The organism is Streptomyces sp. NPDC086787 (assembly GCF_044745865.1).
Taxonomy (GTDB): Bacteria; Actinomycetota; Actinomycetes; order Streptomycetales; family Streptomycetaceae; genus Streptomyces.
Genome location: NZ_JBIVBC010000001.1, coordinates 109,987 through 124,536, shown reverse-complemented (window position 1 = coordinate 124,536; position 14,550 = coordinate 109,987). Strand labels below are relative to the sequence as shown.

The 14,550-nt window shown below is 69.7% G+C and carries 19 protein-coding genes; 5 read left to right on the top strand and 14 right to left on the bottom strand.

Annotated features, from left to right (window positions below):
• Nucleotides 1-6: 6 nt before the first annotated feature.
• The 4 genes from rdgB to ACIPK3_RS00515 form a co-directional block, all read right to left on the bottom strand.
• Complete coding sequence (rdgB, locus tag ACIPK3_RS00530) at nt 7-609, bottom strand: RdgB/HAM1 family non-canonical purine NTP pyrophosphatase (protein ID WP_402565265.1); 603 nt, start codon at nt 607-609, stop codon at nt 7-9.
• A gap of 44 nt (nt 610-653) precedes the next feature.
• Entirely contained in the window at nt 654-1,061 is a 408-nt protein-coding gene (locus tag ACIPK3_RS00525) for a hypothetical protein (protein WP_402565263.1), read from the bottom strand.
• A gap of 135 nt (nt 1,062-1,196) precedes the next feature.
• Nucleotides 1,197-1,934 carry a ribonuclease PH gene (gene rph / locus ACIPK3_RS00520; protein WP_402565261.1) on the bottom strand — a complete coding sequence of 246 codons (738 nt, stop codon included), beginning with the start codon at nt 1,932-1,934 and terminating at the stop codon, nt 1,197-1,199.
• Between the two features lie 78 nt (nt 1,935-2,012).
• The gene (locus ACIPK3_RS00515; protein ID WP_235458450.1) at nt 2,013-2,246 is read right to left on the bottom strand and encodes a glucose PTS transporter subunit EIIB; all 234 of its coding nucleotides are present in this window, start codon (nt 2,244-2,246) and stop codon (nt 2,013-2,015) included.
• A 197-nt stretch (nt 2,247-2,443) separates the two neighbouring features.
• Between ACIPK3_RS00515 and ACIPK3_RS00510 the strand changes: the two genes are divergently transcribed.
• Together ACIPK3_RS00510 and ACIPK3_RS00505 are read left to right on the top strand one after the other, a co-directional pair.
• The gene (locus ACIPK3_RS00510) at nt 2,444-3,742 is read left to right on the top strand and encodes a PTS transporter subunit EIIC (RefSeq protein ID WP_402566822.1); all 1,299 of its coding nucleotides are present in this window, start codon (nt 2,444-2,446) and stop codon (nt 3,740-3,742) included.
• A gap of 142 nt (nt 3,743-3,884) precedes the next feature.
• Nucleotides 3,885-5,153: a PTS transporter subunit EIIC gene (locus ACIPK3_RS00505; RefSeq protein WP_402565259.1), complete on the top strand. Its 1,269-nt coding sequence runs from the start codon at nt 3,885-3,887 to the stop codon at nt 5,151-5,153.
• A gap of 34 nt (nt 5,154-5,187) precedes the next feature.
• Here the strand turns inward: ACIPK3_RS00505 and ACIPK3_RS00500 are convergent, their stop codons facing one another.
• Nucleotides 5,188-5,940, bottom strand: coding sequence for an MBL fold metallo-hydrolase (locus tag ACIPK3_RS00500; RefSeq protein WP_402565257.1), 753 nt, complete (start codon nt 5,938-5,940; stop codon nt 5,188-5,190).
• Nucleotides 5,941-6,211: 271 nt separating this feature from the next.
• Between ACIPK3_RS00500 and ACIPK3_RS00495 the strand changes: the two genes are divergently transcribed.
• Complete coding sequence (locus tag ACIPK3_RS00495; protein ID WP_402565256.1) at nt 6,212-6,679, top strand: type II toxin-antitoxin system PemK/MazF family toxin; 468 nt, start codon at nt 6,212-6,214, stop codon at nt 6,677-6,679.
• 4 nt (nt 6,680-6,683) lie between these two features.
• Here the strand turns inward: ACIPK3_RS00495 and ACIPK3_RS00490 are convergent, their stop codons facing one another.
• The 8 genes from ACIPK3_RS00490 to clpS all read right to left on the bottom strand — a co-directional run bounded on the left by ACIPK3_RS00490 (nt 6,684) and on the right by clpS (nt 12,079).
• Nucleotides 6,684-7,145, bottom strand: a complete 462-nt coding sequence (locus ACIPK3_RS00490; protein ID WP_402565254.1) for a hypothetical protein — start codon at nt 7,143-7,145, stop codon at nt 6,684-6,686.
• 87 nt (nt 7,146-7,232) lie between these two features.
• Nucleotides 7,233-8,183, bottom strand: a complete 951-nt coding sequence (locus ACIPK3_RS00485; RefSeq protein ID WP_402565253.1) for a PLP-dependent cysteine synthase family protein — start codon at nt 8,181-8,183, stop codon at nt 7,233-7,235.
• A 17-nt stretch (nt 8,184-8,200) separates the two neighbouring features.
• On the bottom strand, nt 8,201-8,479 hold the full coding sequence (locus ACIPK3_RS00480; protein WP_402565252.1) for a MoaD/ThiS family protein: 279 nt from the start codon (nt 8,477-8,479) through the stop codon (nt 8,201-8,203).
• A gap of 115 nt (nt 8,480-8,594) precedes the next feature.
• Nucleotides 8,595-8,690, bottom strand: coding sequence for a putative leader peptide (locus tag ACIPK3_RS00475; RefSeq protein ID WP_402565250.1), 96 nt, complete (start codon nt 8,688-8,690; stop codon nt 8,595-8,597).
• Between the two features lie 79 nt (nt 8,691-8,769).
• The gene (locus ACIPK3_RS00470; protein WP_402565248.1) at nt 8,770-9,192 is read right to left on the bottom strand and encodes a Mov34/MPN/PAD-1 family protein; all 423 of its coding nucleotides are present in this window, start codon (nt 9,190-9,192) and stop codon (nt 8,770-8,772) included.
• A 135-nt stretch (nt 9,193-9,327) separates the two neighbouring features.
• Nucleotides 9,328-10,761: an amino acid permease gene (locus ACIPK3_RS00465; RefSeq protein ID WP_402565246.1), complete on the bottom strand. Its 1,434-nt coding sequence runs from the start codon at nt 10,759-10,761 to the stop codon at nt 9,328-9,330.
• Between the two features lie 382 nt (nt 10,762-11,143).
• Complete coding sequence (locus ACIPK3_RS00460; RefSeq protein ID WP_402565244.1) at nt 11,144-11,749, bottom strand: DUF2017 domain-containing protein; 606 nt, start codon at nt 11,747-11,749, stop codon at nt 11,144-11,146.
• 12 nt (nt 11,750-11,761) lie between these two features.
• Nucleotides 11,762-12,079 (bottom strand): ATP-dependent Clp protease adapter ClpS, encoded by a 318-nt coding sequence (gene clpS, locus ACIPK3_RS00455; protein ID WP_402565242.1) that lies wholly within the window; start codon nt 12,077-12,079, stop codon nt 11,762-11,764.
• A gap of 57 nt (nt 12,080-12,136) precedes the next feature.
• On the opposite strand from clpS, the gene ACIPK3_RS00450 reads away from it, so the two are divergent.
• Nucleotides 12,137-13,483, top strand: coding sequence for a nicotinate phosphoribosyltransferase (locus ACIPK3_RS00450; RefSeq protein ID WP_402565240.1), 1,347 nt, complete (start codon nt 12,137-12,139; stop codon nt 13,481-13,483).
• Between the two features lie 90 nt (nt 13,484-13,573).
• A complete protein-coding gene (locus tag ACIPK3_RS00445; protein ID WP_402565239.1) occupies nt 13,574-14,158 on the top strand; it encodes an isochorismatase family protein in 585 nt (194 codons plus the stop codon).
• A 22-nt stretch (nt 14,159-14,180) separates the two neighbouring features.
• On the opposite strand, the gene ACIPK3_RS00440 is transcribed toward ACIPK3_RS00445, so the two are convergent.
• Nucleotides 14,181-14,519 carry a hypothetical protein gene (locus ACIPK3_RS00440; protein WP_402565237.1) on the bottom strand — a complete coding sequence of 113 codons (339 nt, stop codon included), beginning with the start codon at nt 14,517-14,519 and terminating at the stop codon, nt 14,181-14,183.
• Nucleotides 14,520-14,550 lie beyond the last annotated feature (31 nt).

Below are 14,550 nucleotides of genomic sequence, written 5' to 3'. Positions count from 1 at the left end.
GTCAGGTCAGCCCACCAACTCCCGCACCACCGCCACCAGCCCCCGAAACGCCTCCCCCCGATGGCTGATGGCGTTCTTCTCCTCCGCGCTCAGTTCCGCGCACGTCCGTGACTCGCCCAGTGGCTGGAGGATCGGGTCGTAGCCGAAGCCGCCCGTGCCGGACGGGGTGTGGCGGAGGGTGCCGCGCAGGCGGCCTTCCACGACGCGTTCGGTGCCGTCGGGCAGGGCGAGGGCGGCGGCGCAGGCGAAGTGGGCGCCGCGGTGTTCGTCGGCGATGTCCCCGATCTGAGCGAGGAGCAGGTCCAGGTTGGCCTTGTCGTCGCCGTGCCGGCCCGCCCAGCGGGCGGAGAAGATGCCGGGGGCCCCGTTCAGGACGTCCACGCACAGGCCGGAGTCGTCGGCGACGGCGGGCAGGCCGGTGGCCTGGGCGAGGGCGTGGGCCTTGAGGAGGGCGTTCTCGGCGAAGGTGACGCCGGTTTCCCGGACATCGGGGATGTCGGGGTAGGCGTCCGCGCCGACGAGTTCATGGGACAGTCCCGCGTCGGCGAGGATCGCGTGCAGCTCGGTGAGCTTTCCGGCATTGCGGGTGGCGAGGATCAGGCGGGTCATGGCGCCAGTATCCCCCGGCCGTCTCGGCCACCCCTCGCCGGGAGTTACGGGGTGCAGACCTTGGTCAGCTCGCCCGCCGCGTCGGTGACCGGGCTGATGTCCGGGGTCTTGTCCCCGTTCTTGATCGCCGTACGGACGTTGGCGACGGCCGTGCGGAGGTGGTCGACCGCCTTGTCTATGTCGGCGTTGTCCGTCTGGTCGTCGATCTTGTCCAGGTTCTGCTGGATCGAGTTCAGGGACGCGTCGGCCTGGGTGGGGTCGTTCACCGTGTTCTCCACCGCCTGCTGGAGGTCGGTGACGCTGTCGGCGATGGAGTCGGCGGTCCGGACGCAGTCCAGGGCCTTGTTGACGCTGTCGCAGCCGGCGACGAGGCCGGTGGTCAGTGCGACGGCCGCCACGGCGGTGGCAACGGCGGTGATACGGGCGCGACGTGGTCGCCGGCTCGCGGCCATGGTGATGGTCCTCCCCCTGGGTCGGTCGGGCGCACGGCGGTGTGCCGCGCGCCCGTACCCATGGGGACGCGCGAAGGGGCGGCCGGGTTGCCGTCCACCGCCGCCTCTTTTGGAGTTCCCTTTACTTCTCCGGGACTACTTCTCGAGGGTCTTCTCCAGGGCGGCCCGCTGGAGCCCGGTGAGTTCGGCGCAGCCGCCCACGGCGAGGTCGAGCAGGGAGTTCAGCTCGTCGCGGGCGAAGGGTGCGGCCTCGGCGGTGCCCTGGACCTCGACGAAGCGGCCGTCGCCGGTGCAGACGACGTTCATGTCGGTCTCGGCCCGGACGTCCTCCTCGTAGCAGAGGTCGAGGAGCGGCACTCCGCCGACGATGCCGACCGAGACGGCGCCGACGGTGCCGGTGAGCGGCTGGCGGCCGGCCTTGATCAGCTTGCGGCCCTGGGCCCAGGCGACGGCGTCGGCGAGGGCCACGTAGGCGCCGGTGATGGCCGCCGTGCGGGTGCCGCCGTCGGCCTGGAGGACGTCGCAGTCGAGGACGATGGTGTTCTCGCCGAGGGCCTTGTAGTCGATGACCGCGCGCAGGGAGCGGCCGATGAGACGGGAGATCTCGTGGGTGCGGCCGCCGATCTTGCCCCTGACGGACTCGCGGTCGCCGCGGGTGTTGGTGGCGCGGGGGAGCATGGAGTATTCGGCGGTGACCCAGCCTTCGCCGCTGCCCTTGCGCCAGCGGGGGACGCCTTCGGTGACGGAGGCGGTGCAGAAGACCTTGGTGTCTCCGAAGGAGATGAGGACGGAGCCCTCGGCGTGCTTGCTCCAACCGCGTTCGATGGTGACCGGGCGGAGCTGATCGGGCGTACGGCCGTCGATTCGAGACATGGCGACGAGCCTAGCCGGACATGGCGAGGGGGCTCCTCCCGCGTCGGGAAGAGCCCCTTTCAGGTGAGTCTTCGCGGTTCACATCATGTCTTCGATCTCCGCGGCGATCGGGTCGGCGTCGGTGCCGATGACGACCTGGATGGCGGTGCCCATCTTGACGACGCCGTGGGCGCCGGCGGCCTTCAGGGCGGTCTCGTCGACCAGTGAGGGGTCGGAGACCTCGGTGCGCAGCCGGGTGATGCAGCCCTCGATCTCCTCGATGTTGTCGATGCCGCCGAGCCCGGCGACGATCTTCTCAGCCTTGGTGGCCATGATCCTTCTCCCTGATCCGTACTGATCCGTACCTGATCCGAACCGCTCTGATCCACAGTTGGCCCAGCTTCGCGAGCACCCGGCGATGACGTGTCGAATGATGGCGTTCACGAATGCGAGCCGTCCGCCGACTGGTCTACACCACCCGGCGCGCGGTCGCCAACCCGCCTCGCAAGCCGAGCGGCCCGGAGGACGCCATGAGCGCCGACAGCAGTGCGGACGGCACGGTCAGTCCCGCGCGCGCCCGCTGGAACTCCCTGTTCCAGGGCTTGCAGAAGATGGGCCGCAGTCTTCAGCTGCCGATCGCGGTACTGCCGGCCGCGGGCCTGCTCATCGCGCTGAGCCAGCCGGGGGTGCTGGGCGAGAAAGGGCTCGGCTGGACGCCGGTCGCGAAGGTGATGAGCGGTGCGGGCGGCGCGCTGCTCGACGGCTCCCTGGGTCTGCCGCTGCTGTTCTGCGTGGGCGTGTCGATCGGTATGGCCAAGAAGGCGGACGGGTCGACGGCGCTGGCGGCGGTGGCCGGCTTCCTCGTCTACTACGGCGTGCTGCGCCAGTTCCCCGAGGACTGCGCCGAGGGCTCGCGGGCGGTGGCGACCGGCTGTCTGGTGAAGGACGGGACGGTGGCCGCCTTCACGTACCAGAATCCGGGTGTCTTCGGGGGCATCGTCATCGGGCTGATGGCGGCCTTCCTGTGGGTGCGTTTCCATCGCACCCGGCTGGCGGACTGGCTCGGCTTCTTCAACGGCCGTCGGCTGGTGCCGATCCTGATGGCCTTCGCCTCGCTCGTCTTCGCGGTGCTGTGTCTGTGGGTCTGGCCGCCGGTCGGTGGTGCGCTGGAGAGTTTCAGCGACTGGCTGAGCGGGCTGGGCGCGTGGGGTGCGGGCGCCTTCGGTCTGACCAACCGGGCGCTACTGGTGATCGGGCTGCACCAGTTCCTGAACGTGCCCATCTGGTTCCAGTTCGGCAGCTACACCAAGCCGGACGGCCAGGTGGTGCACGGCGACATCAACATGTTCCTGGCGGGCGACCCGAACGCGGGCCAGTTCACCTCGGGCTTCTTCCCCATCATGATGTTCGCGCTGCCGGCGGCCGCGCTGGCCATCACCCACTGCGCGAGGCCGCACCGCCGCAAGGAGGTCGGCGGTCTGATGCTGTCGGTGGCGCTGACGTCGTTCGTCACCGGTATCACCGAGCCGCTGGAGTACTCGTTCCTGTTCGTCGCCCCCGCGCTGTACGCGGTGCACGCGCTGCTCACCGGTGTGTCGATGGCGGTGACCTGGGGGCTCGGGGTGCACGACGGCTTCACCTTCTCCGCGGGTCTCATCGACTACGTCATCAACTGGCATCTCGCGACCAGGCCGTGGGCGGTCATCCCGATCGGTCTGTGTTTCGCCGCGGTCTACTACGCGGTGTTCCGCTTCGCGATCACGCGGTTCGATCTGCCGACGCCGGGGCGGGAGCGCGAGGACGAGGTCGAGGACACCACGAAGGCGTGAAACCCGTGGGAATCGTGGGTTCCTCATGCGGTGGTCAGCGTGCTAGAAACAGGTCTACACCACTCAGTGGTTTAGACCAGCGACGCCGCCGTCCCCTTCCCCTTTCCTGTCCCGGGCGGCGCCATGCCCCCAGGAGGAAGTTGTGACCACGGCCAGCGCCGCTCCCGCGGCCGACACGAAGAAGAAGGGCTCCGGCGCGATGGCTGTCATGCAGCGCATCGGCCGCAGCCTGATGCTGCCGGTGGCGGTCCTGCCCGCCGCGGCCCTCCTGGTCCGCCTCGGCAACCCGGACATGCTGGGGCGCCCGTCGTTCCCGGCGTTCCTGACGAAGATCGCGACCTTCATGGCGGCCGGCGGCAACGCGATCCTGGACAACATGGCGCTGCTGTTCGCCGTGGGCATCGCGATCGGCTTCGCCAAGAAGTCGGACGGCTCGACCGCGCTGGCCGCGGTGGTCGGCTACCTGGTCTTCAAGAGCGTCCTGGGCACGTTCACCGACAAGAACCTGCCGAAGGTCGCGACAGCCGTGGACGGCAAGGTCGTCATGGTTGACGCCCCGGTGGACGCCAAGGTGCTCGGCGGTGTGGTGATGGGCATCGTGGTCGCCCTGCTCTACCAGCGCTTCCACCGCACCAAGCTGCCGGACTGGGCGGGCTTCTTCGGCGGCCGCCGGCTCGTCCCGATCGTGTCCGCCCTCGCGGGCCTGGTCATCGGCATAGTCTTCGGCTACATCTGGCCGGTCCTCGGCTCCGGTCTGCACAGCTTCGGTGAGAAGCTCGTCGGCTCGGGAGCCGTCGGCGCCGGCATCTTCGGTGTCGCCAACCGGGCGCTGATCCCGGTCGGCATGCACCACCTGCTGAACTCGTTCCCCTGGTTCCAGGCGGGCGACTACCACGGCAAGAGCGGCGACATCGGCCGCTTCCTGGCCGGCGACCCCACCGCGGGCCAGTTCATGACCGGCTTCTTCCCGATCATGATGTTCGGTCTTCCCGCGGCCTGTCTGGCGATGGTGCACTGCGCCCGCCCGGAGCGCCGCAAGGTGGTCGGCGGCATGATGCTCTCGATCGCGCTGACCTCGTTCGTCACGGGTGTGACCGAGCCGATCGAGTTCACCTTCATGTTCATCGCCCCGGTGCTGTACGCGATCCACGCGGTGCTGACCGGTGTCTCGCTGGCGCTGACCTGGGCGCTCGGCATGAAGGACGGCTTCGGTTTCTCGGCCGGCGCGATCGACTTCGGACTGAACCTCGGCATCGCGTCCAACCCGTGGGGACTGGCCCTGGTGGGCCTGTGCTTCGGGGCGGTCTACTACGCGGTGTTCCGGTTCGCGATCGTCAGGTTCAACCTGCCGACACCGGGCCGCGAGTCCGACGAGGAACTGGCCGAGTTGCAGAAGGCCGAGGCCAAGTAGAAGGCCCCGGCCCGCGCGGCGGTCGACGCGGCGGTCAGATCTCGTACGTCGCCCTCGGCGCCGCCAGCTCCACCGGGCCGTCGAAGACCTCGCGCGCGTCGGCGAGGTTCACCTGGGGGTCGGTCCACGGCGGGATGTGGGTGAGGACGAGACGGCGGGCGCCCGCGCGGGCCGCCGTCTCGCCCGCCTCGCGGCCGTTGAGGTGCAGGTCGGGGATGCTCTCCTTGCCGTACGTGAACGCGGCTTCGCACAGGAACAGATCCGCGTCCCGGGCCAGGATGTCGAGCGCCTCGGTGACTCCCGTGTCGCCGGAGTACGTAAGGGATTTCCCGCCGTGCTCGATGCGGATGGCGTACGCCTCGACCGGGTGGCGGACCTTCTCGGTGTGCACCGTGAACGGGCCGATCTCGAACGTGGACGGCTTGACCGTGTGGAAGTCGAAGACCTCGCTCATGGACGACGCCGTGGGGGTGTCCGCGTAGGCGGTGGTCAGCCGGTGTTCCGTGCCTTCGGGGCCGTAGACGGGGATCGGCTCCGCCCGTCCGCCGTCGTGCCGGTAGTAGCGCGCCACGAAGTAGGCGCACATGTCGATGCAGTGATCGGCGTGCAGATGGCTGAGGAAGATCGCGTCGAGGTCGTAGAGACCGCAGTGGCGCTGCAACTCGCCCAGGGCGCCGTTGCCCATGTCGAGCAGCAGCCGGAAGCCGTCGGCCTCGACGAGGTAGCTCGAACAGGCCGAATCCGCGGACGGAAACGACCCCGAGCAGCCGACGACGGTGAGCTTCATGAAGCGGGAACCTCCGTTGGCGACATCCGGAAGTCCGGTGGGACCGGAAGGAGACGGAAGGAGACTGAAGGGGGACGGGCGAAGACGGAGCAGGGTACGGAGAGGGGTCGTGCGGTCCGTCGAGCGTAAGGCGCAAAAGGGCCGGTCGCTCCTCCGCCAGGGGCCGTTGTGGGCGAACTCACCTGTGCTGTCACCGGTTCGGCTGGACTGGGGGTGAAACAGGATTGAGAGAGGGCGCGCGATGCTGATCGCGCGCCGGTAACGTCGTCGTATGGACACGTCCTGGTGGCTGGCGCTCGCGGCGGTGGTACTGCTCGCGCTGGTCGCCACGCTCGTCGACGGCTGGGGGCGCGGGCACCGCCCGGCGCGGCGCAGGACACGGCCGCCGGGCCGCCGGGAGCGGGGCCCGGGCAAGGCCGCAGGTCCGCATCCCGGGGACATCTGGTGGGCGAACGTGCCGTACGAGGAGCGAACGGAGCGGGCCGGGTCCAAGGACCGGCCGTGCCTGGTCCTCGCCGTGCGCGGCAACCGGGCGACGGTCGCGAAGATCACCAGCAAGTACCACGACGAGCGCTCCGGAGTGATCCCGATGCCGCCGGGCTCGGTCGGCGACGCCCTCGGTCGGCCGAGCTTCCTGGAGACCGACGAACTGCGCCAGGTCCCGGTGCGGGACTTCCGGCGCCGGGTGGGCGTGGTCGACCCGGTCCTGTGGGACCAGGTCCGTCACCTGGCCCACTGACCCCCTAGCGCACCACGACGGTGACCGCCCACTGTGCGGCGCCCTCGGACGGCGGGCGGGACGAGGTGAGCCGGACGGTTCCCGGGGTCATCGCGTCGTAGGCGGCGACTGCGTCGCCGGGGAGGACGACGAAGCCAGGGTTGGCGGCCTTCAGCACGTGGCCTCCGGCCGCGACCGGCTTCCAGGGCCGTTCCCTGGTGCCGTCCAGGGTCAGCCTGATCCGACCGCCCTTGACCACGCAGACGGTGCGGCCGTTGTCGGCGACGGCCAGCTGGGCGTTGCGCACACAGTCCGCCGCGTTTCCGGACGCGCCCCCGGACCTGCTCGGGGACGCGTCGCCGGACGGTGACACCTTGTCGCCGCTGCCCGCGCCCGATGCCCCGTCCTGCGAGCCGCAGCCCGTCAGAAGGAGCGCTGCCGCCGCGAGAGCGGTGGCCGTCGTGCCGTGGAGCGTCGTACGACGCATGGTGACCGCCTTTCCACCGGGTCCGCGTCCGGATCCTGTCCGGACGCCTGTACGGCTATGACGTTCCCCGTGCGTATCCGGATCCCCTCAGGCCCAGAGCTGTCCCTGGAGTGTCTCGATGGCCTCCTCCGTGGTGGCGGCCGTGTAGACGCCCGTGGAGAGGTACTTCCAGCCGCCGTCGGCCACGACGAAGACGATGTCGGCGCTCTCGCCCGCCGTGACCGCCTTGCGGCCGACGCCGATCGCCGCGTGCAGGGCGGCGCCCGTCGAGACCCCCGCGAAGATGCCCTCCTGCTGCAGGAGTTCACGGGTGCGGGTGACCGCGTCGGCCGAGCCGACGGAGAAGCGGGTGGTGAGCACGGAGGCGTCGTACAGCTCCGGTACGAAGCCCTCGTCGAGGTTGCGCAGGCCGTAGACCAGGTCGTCGTAGCGCGGTTCGGCGGCGACGATCTTCACGTCGGGCTTGTGCTCGCGCAGATAGCGGCCGACGCCCATCAGGGTGCCGGTGGTGCCGAGACCGGCCACGAAGTGGGTGACCGACGGCAGGTCGGCGAGGATCTCCGGGCCGGTCGTCGCGTAGTGCGCACCCGCGTTGTCCGGGTTGCCGTACTGGTAGAGCATCACCCAGTCGGGGTGCTCGGCGGCCAGCTCCTTGGCCATGCGTACGGCGGTGTTGGAGCCGCCCGCGGCCGGGCTGGGGATGATCTCGGCGCCCCACATGGCGAGCAGGTCCCGGCGTTCCTGCGAGGTGTTCTCGGGCATCACGCACACCATGCGGTAGCCCTTGAGCCTGGCCGCCATGGCCAGCGAGATGCCGGTGTTGCCGGACGTCGGCTCCAGGATCGTGCAGCCCGGGGTCAGCCTGCCGTCCTTCTCCGCCTGCTCGATCATGTGCAGGGCCGGGCGGTCCTTGACCGAGCCGGTCGGGTTGCGGTCCTCCAGCTTGGCCCAGATCCGGACCTCGGGGGACGGCGAGAGCCGCAGCAGGCGCACCAGGGGGGTGTTGCCCACCGCGGCCAGCGGGGAGTCGTAACGCATCGCTGGTCAGCGGCCGATCAGACCATGCCGCCGGCGACGGCGGGCAGGATCGTCACCGTGTCGCCGTCGCCGAGCTTGGTGTCGATGTTGTCGAGGAAGCGGACGTCCTCGTCGTTGAGGTAGACGTTGACGAAGCGGCGCAGCTTGCCCTCGTCGACGATCCGGGCCTGGATGCCCGCGTGCCGGGTCTCGAGGTCGGCGAACAGCTCGGCGAGGGTCTCCCCGGCGCCCTCGACGGCCTTCTGGCCGTCGGTGTACTGGCGGAGGATGGTGGGGATGCGGACCTCGATGGCCATGGTTGCGGGCTCCTGTCGGAAAAAGGGGTTCGTCGATTCGGGGTGCGTCGGGGTGCGCGCCGCTCGGATGCGCGGCGGCACGCCGCGGCTCACGGCCGTGCGGTGGAGCGGTACGTCAACAGATGGCGCTGTTCAGTCTGCACAGGTCGACGTGCAGCCGCGCCACGAGCAGAGCGCCCGGCGTCTTGTCGCACACGTCGTTCAGAACCATGGGCTCATCGTATCGATTCCCGGTCCGGGTCCCGGAATGTGATCCCACATGACGGACGGCTACCGACCGAGGGCTGAGATCAGTGGGCGGCGACGACCGTGACCTCTTCCTCCGTGACCTCGCCGTCGACGATCCGGAAGGAGCGGAACTGGAAGTCCCCGAGGCCGTCGGTGTCCGCCGTGGAGACCAGAACGTAGTGGGCGCCGGGCTCGTTGGCGTAGGAGATGTCGGTGCGGGACGGGTAGGCCTCGGTCGCGGTGTGGGAGTGGTAGATGATCACCGGCTCCTCGTCCCGGTCGTCCAGGTCGCGGTAGAGCCGGAGCAGATCGCCCGAGTCGAACTCGTAGAACGTGGGTGACATGGCCGCGTTCAGCATGGGGACGAACCGCTCGGGGCGGTCCGTGCCCGCGGGGCCCGCGACGACACCGCACGCCTCGTCGGGGTGGTCCTTGCGGGCGTGGGCGACGATCTGGTCGTGCAGGTCCTGGGTGATGGTCAGCATGCGGGCCAGGATAAGCAAAGGGGCCGTCCCGTACCGGTGTGTGGTACGGGACGGCCCACATGGTGGACGTCCTGAGCGGCGGCCGCGAAGGGTGCCACGAGTACTCTCCGCGGCCGGACGTCCTGGGGCGGGTGGTCAGCCCACGTTTTCCAGCTCCGTCTCGCGGCGCTCGGTGACCTGCGGGTTCCTGGCCTTGAGGATCATCCAGCCGATGCCCAGGGCGGCGGCCCATCCTGCCATCACGTACAGGCAGACGCGGGAGTCGGCGTCGTAGGCGATCAGGCCGGTGACGAAGAGCAGGAACACGATGGCGATCCAGCTGCACACCGAGCCGCCGGGCGCCGGGAAGGACGAGGCGGGCAGCCGGCCCGCGACGACCGCGCGGCGGTAGAGGACGTGGCTGATCAGGATCATCAGCCAGGTCCAGATGCCGGCCGCGGTGGCGACGGAGGTGACGTAGCCGAAGGCCTTCTCCGGGACCAGGTAGTTCAGGACCACACCGATGCCCATGAAGAGGACGGAGATGGTGACGCCGAAGGCGGGCGTCTTGGTGGACGACAGCCTGCTGAAGACTCGGGGGGCCTCGCCGTTGTCGGCCAGGTTGCGCAGCATGCGGCCGGTGGAGTACATGCCCGAGTTGCAGGACGACAGGGCGGCGGTGAGCACGACGAAGTTGACGATGCCCGCTCCGGCCGGGATGCCGATCATGGCGAACGCCTTCACGAAGGGGCTGACGCCCTCCGCGAACTCGGTCCACTTCACGACGCACAGGATGACGGTGAGGGCACCGACGTAGAACAGGGCGATGCGCCAGGGCAGCGTGTTGATCGCCTTGGGGAGCGTCTTCTCCGGGTTCTCGGACTCACCGGCGGTGACGCCGACGAGCTCGACGGCGAGGTAGGCGAACATGACGCCCTGGAGGGTCATCAGGGACGAGCCGACACCCTTGGGGAAGAAGCCGTCGAAGGCCCACAGGTTGGAGACCGCGGCGGTGTCGCCGGCCTGGCTGAAGCCGAAGGTCAGCACGCCGAGGCCGATCACGATCATGCCGATGAGGGCGGTCACCTTGACCATGGAGAACCAGAACTCCAGCTCACCGAAGAGCTTCACGGAGATCAGGTTGACCCCGAACAGGATCACCAGGAAGACCAGCGCCGTCACCCACTGCGGGACGGACGGGAACCAGTAGTGGACGTAGATCGCGGCGGCCGTCAGTTCGGCCATGCCGGTCACGACCCACATCAGCCAGTACGTCCAGCCGGTGAAGTATCCGAAGAACGGGCCGAGGAACTCCCGCGAGTACTCCGCGAAGGAGCCCGAGACCGGGCGGTACAGCAGCAGCTCGCCGAGCGCGCGCATGATGAAGAAGACGATGGCGCCGGCGAGGGCGTACATCAGGATGAGGCTGGGACCGGCCTTGGCGATGTTCGCGCCGGCGCCCAGGAAGAGCCCGACGCCGATGGCGCCGCCGATCGCGATCATCTGTACCTGGCGGCTGCCGAGTCCACGCTCGTAGCCCTCTTCGGGGGTACCGGAGGACTTCTCCGTGTCGACCTGAGCGGAGGTCATGTGTCGTGTGCGCCTTTCTCCATGCCGAACCGTGCCGTTCGTCGGCCTCGGATCGGGTTTCGATCCCCCCGGATTGCTGGAGCTGGACCGGCTTGGCGAGTCGGCCCGTGCCTGGCCGACGGTCGCCGGCTCGGTGGCGCACCCGGCCGAACGTGGGTGGTGTTCGCCGGGCGGTCGTGAAGATTTATCACGGCGGCACCATTGATCGACTGGGCCGCTTGTGGCGCACGACACAGGAAGAAGCGGACAAAGAGCACTCGTTGGGTGTATATCCGGCCGGATTGGTGACGGGATCGTTATCCGGATTTGAGCGTCCTCTGAGCGAACGCACCATGCGGACGAAACCGGATATAAGGGGATGGGTCGGTCGCGAATCAGGACATCAGGTCATGAGTGTGGCGACGAGGGTCTCCTGAAGGCCGCCCAACCACAGATAGGCCATCACCATCGGCTTGCGCTCGTCCTCGTCCGGCAGCCGGTAGAGCAGGTCCGTGTCGTCCTCGTCCGTGATGCTCAGCCGGGAGCCGATCGCGAGGCGCAGGTCGTTGAGCGCACCGAGCCACTGCCGGGACTCCCCGGGGGTGAGCTTGAGGACGGCACCCTCCTCGCCCACCGGGGACAACGCGTCCAGGGTGCCGATCACCGCGAGGGCGTTCTCCCGCTTGCCGGCCCGCAGGTCGTTCTCGGTGTAGCGGCGGAACTCGGCGGAGTGCGCCTCCCGCTCCGCGGCTTCCTGCGGCGAGTCCGGGACCAGCCGGGGATCGCAGTAGGCGTCCGGGAAGAGGCGGCGCAGCACCGGGTCACTGGGCGGCTCGCTCGGCCCCTCGGCGAACAGCTCGGCGAGTGGGTCGTCCGGGGCGTCCTCGGCGGGTCCCGGCCCGATCAGCTCCAGGAGCTGGACGGCCAGCGACCGGATGATGGAGATCTCGACGTCGTCGAGGGCGACGGCCGCGCCGCCGCCGGGGGTCGGTTCGAAGGTTCCGGGCATGAAGGAGATTCGCTACTTCCGGTCCTGCTGGAGGGTGGCCCACAGTCCGTATCCGTGCATGGCCTGCACGTCGCGTTCCATCTCCTCGCGACTTCCGCTGGATACGACCGCGCGGCCCTTGTGGTGGACGTCGAGCATGAGCTTGGTGGCCTTGTCCTTGCTGTAGCCGAAGTACGACTGGAAGACGTAGGTCACGTAGCTCATGAGGTTGACCGGGTCGTTGTGGACGAGCGTGATCCACGGGACGTCGGGTTCGGGTACGGCGAAGACCTCCTCCGCCGACTCGGTGCGTTCGATCTCTGCGGGCGCGGGTGACGTCACATGGCCCATGCTGCCACGCTCCGCAGAAATCGTCACACTGACGAAATGGGAGTACGATTCCTTGCCATGAACACAGCGGACCTTGGGCTGCCGGTGGACGTCCCCTCGACAGCGCTCTTCACGGACCAGTACGAGCTGACGATGCTTCGGGCCGCCCTCAAAGCGGGTACCGCCGAACGGCGCAGCGTGTTCGAGGTCTTCACCCGGCGACTGCCGGACGGCCGCCGTTACGGCGTGGTGGCGGGCACCGGGCGGGTGCTGGACGCCGTCCAGAACCTCCGCTTCGACGCGGACGTCCTCGGCTTCCTGCGCGAGCGGCAGATCGTCGACCAGGAGACCCTCGAATGGCTGGCCGACTACCGGTTCGGCGGGGACATCTGGGGCTACCCGGAGGGCGAGGTGTACTTCCCGGGCTCGCCCATCCTGCGGGTGGAGGGCTCCTTCGCCGAGTGCGTGCTCCTGGAGACGGTGGTCCTCTCCATCCTCAACCACGACTCCGCCATCGCCGCCGCGGCCTCCCGGATGTCGTCCGCGGCGGGCGGCCGGCCGCTGATCGAGATGGGCGCCCGACGCACCCACGAGCTGGCCGCGGTGGCCGCCGCGCGGGCCGCCTACGTGGGCGGCTTCGCGACCACCTCGGACCTGGCGGCGGGGTTCCGGTACGGCATTCCGACCGTCGGCACCTCCGCGCACGCCTTCACCCTGCTGCACGACCGTGAGCGGGACGCCTTCCGGGCCCAGGTGGACTCGCTGGGCCGGGGCACCACGCTGCTCGTGGACACGTACGACGTCGCCGAGGCGGTGCGTACGGCCGTGGAGGTGGCGGGTCCCGAGCTGGGCGCGGTGCGGATCGACTCCGGGGACCTGCTGCTGGTCGCTCACCGTGTGCGGCACCAGCTGGACTCGCTGGGCGCCACCGGTACGAAGATCGTCGTCACCTCGGACCTGGACGAGTACGCCATCGCCTCGCTGGCGGCGGCGCCGGTGGACGCGTACGGCGTCGGCACCCAGCTGGTGACCGGTTCCGGGCATCCGACCTGCGCGATGGTCTACAAGCTGGTGGCCCGCGCGGAGTCCGCCGACCCGGCGGCGCCACTGGTGCCGGTGGCGAAGCGGTCGAGCGGCGGCAAGACCTCCGTCGGCGGCCGCAAGTGGGCCGCGCGGCGGCTGGACGCGGACGGGGTGGCCGAGGCCGAGGTGGTCGGCACCGGTCCGGTGCCGGACGCGCTGGTGGACCGGCAGCTGCTCGTGGAGCTGGTGAAGGGCGGTGAGGTCGTGGCGCGTGAGCCGCTGGACGCGGCGCGTGACCGGCACACGGCCGCGCTCGCGGGGCTGCCGCTGTCCGCCACGCAGCTCTCCCGAGGGGAACCCGTGCTTCCGACGGAGTACGTGCACGAGGGCTCGGGTAGCTAGAGCAGGTGCCCGCTCTCCCTCTCCCCCTCCCCTACCGCCGCGGAAGTCTCTACGCTCGTAAGTTCACACTCAGTCGAATGGACACCGACCATGCGCCGCGCCTTGATCGTCGTTGACGTGCAGAACGACTTCTGTGAGGGGGGCAGCCTCGCGGTGGCCGGAGGCGCCGATGTGGCCGCCGCGATCACCGAGCTGATCGGGCAGGCCCCCGCCGGGTACCGGCATGTCGTGGCCACCCGGGACCACCACATCGCACCCGGCGGACACTTCGCCGACGACCCCGACTACGTCCGCTCCTGGCCCGCGCACTGTGTCGCCGGCACCGAGGGGGTGGGCTTCCACCCGAACTTCGCCCCCGCCGTCGCCTCCGGCGCGGTCGACGCCGTCTTCGACAAGGGGTCCTACGCGGCCGCCTACAGCGGCTTCGAGGGCGTCGACGAGAACGGCGTACAGCTCGGCGACTGGCTGCGCGACCGCCGGATCGGCGAGGTGGACGTGGTCGGCATCGCCACGGACCACTGCGTACGGGCGACGGCCCTGGACGCCATACGCGAGGGCTTCCGCACCAACGTCCTGCTCGACCTCACGGCCGGAGTGGCCGAGGAGACCACCGAGCGTGCGCTGGAGGAGCTGCGGGAGGCGGGCGTGGAACTCTCGGGCAAGCCGGTGGTCTGACACCGACAGCGGAGACCGGGACCTACGCCCGGGCCACCGGAGGCCTGAGCAGGCTTCGGATCGGGCGCCACAGCTCCATGGGCTCCAGGGCCGGTAGCTCGTCGCAGGGCGCCGTACGCCATATCAGGCCGTCGGGGTGGTGCAGGACGGCGGTGATCTCGTCCGGGGTCGGTGGGGCGGCGTTGCCGCGCAGGTACACCGCGCGCATGCCGAGGTTGCGCAGCCTGGTCAGGGCGCGCGCCCGGTTGTGGGCGTGCACGATCACGCGCACGCTTCCTGAGCCTGCGGCGGTCGGGCGGGGCAGGTTGAGTGCCACCACCACCTTGCCGTTCGGCAGTCTGCTGAAGCCTCCTGCGGCCATACGGTCACACCCCCGTGTGCATCGGTGTCAA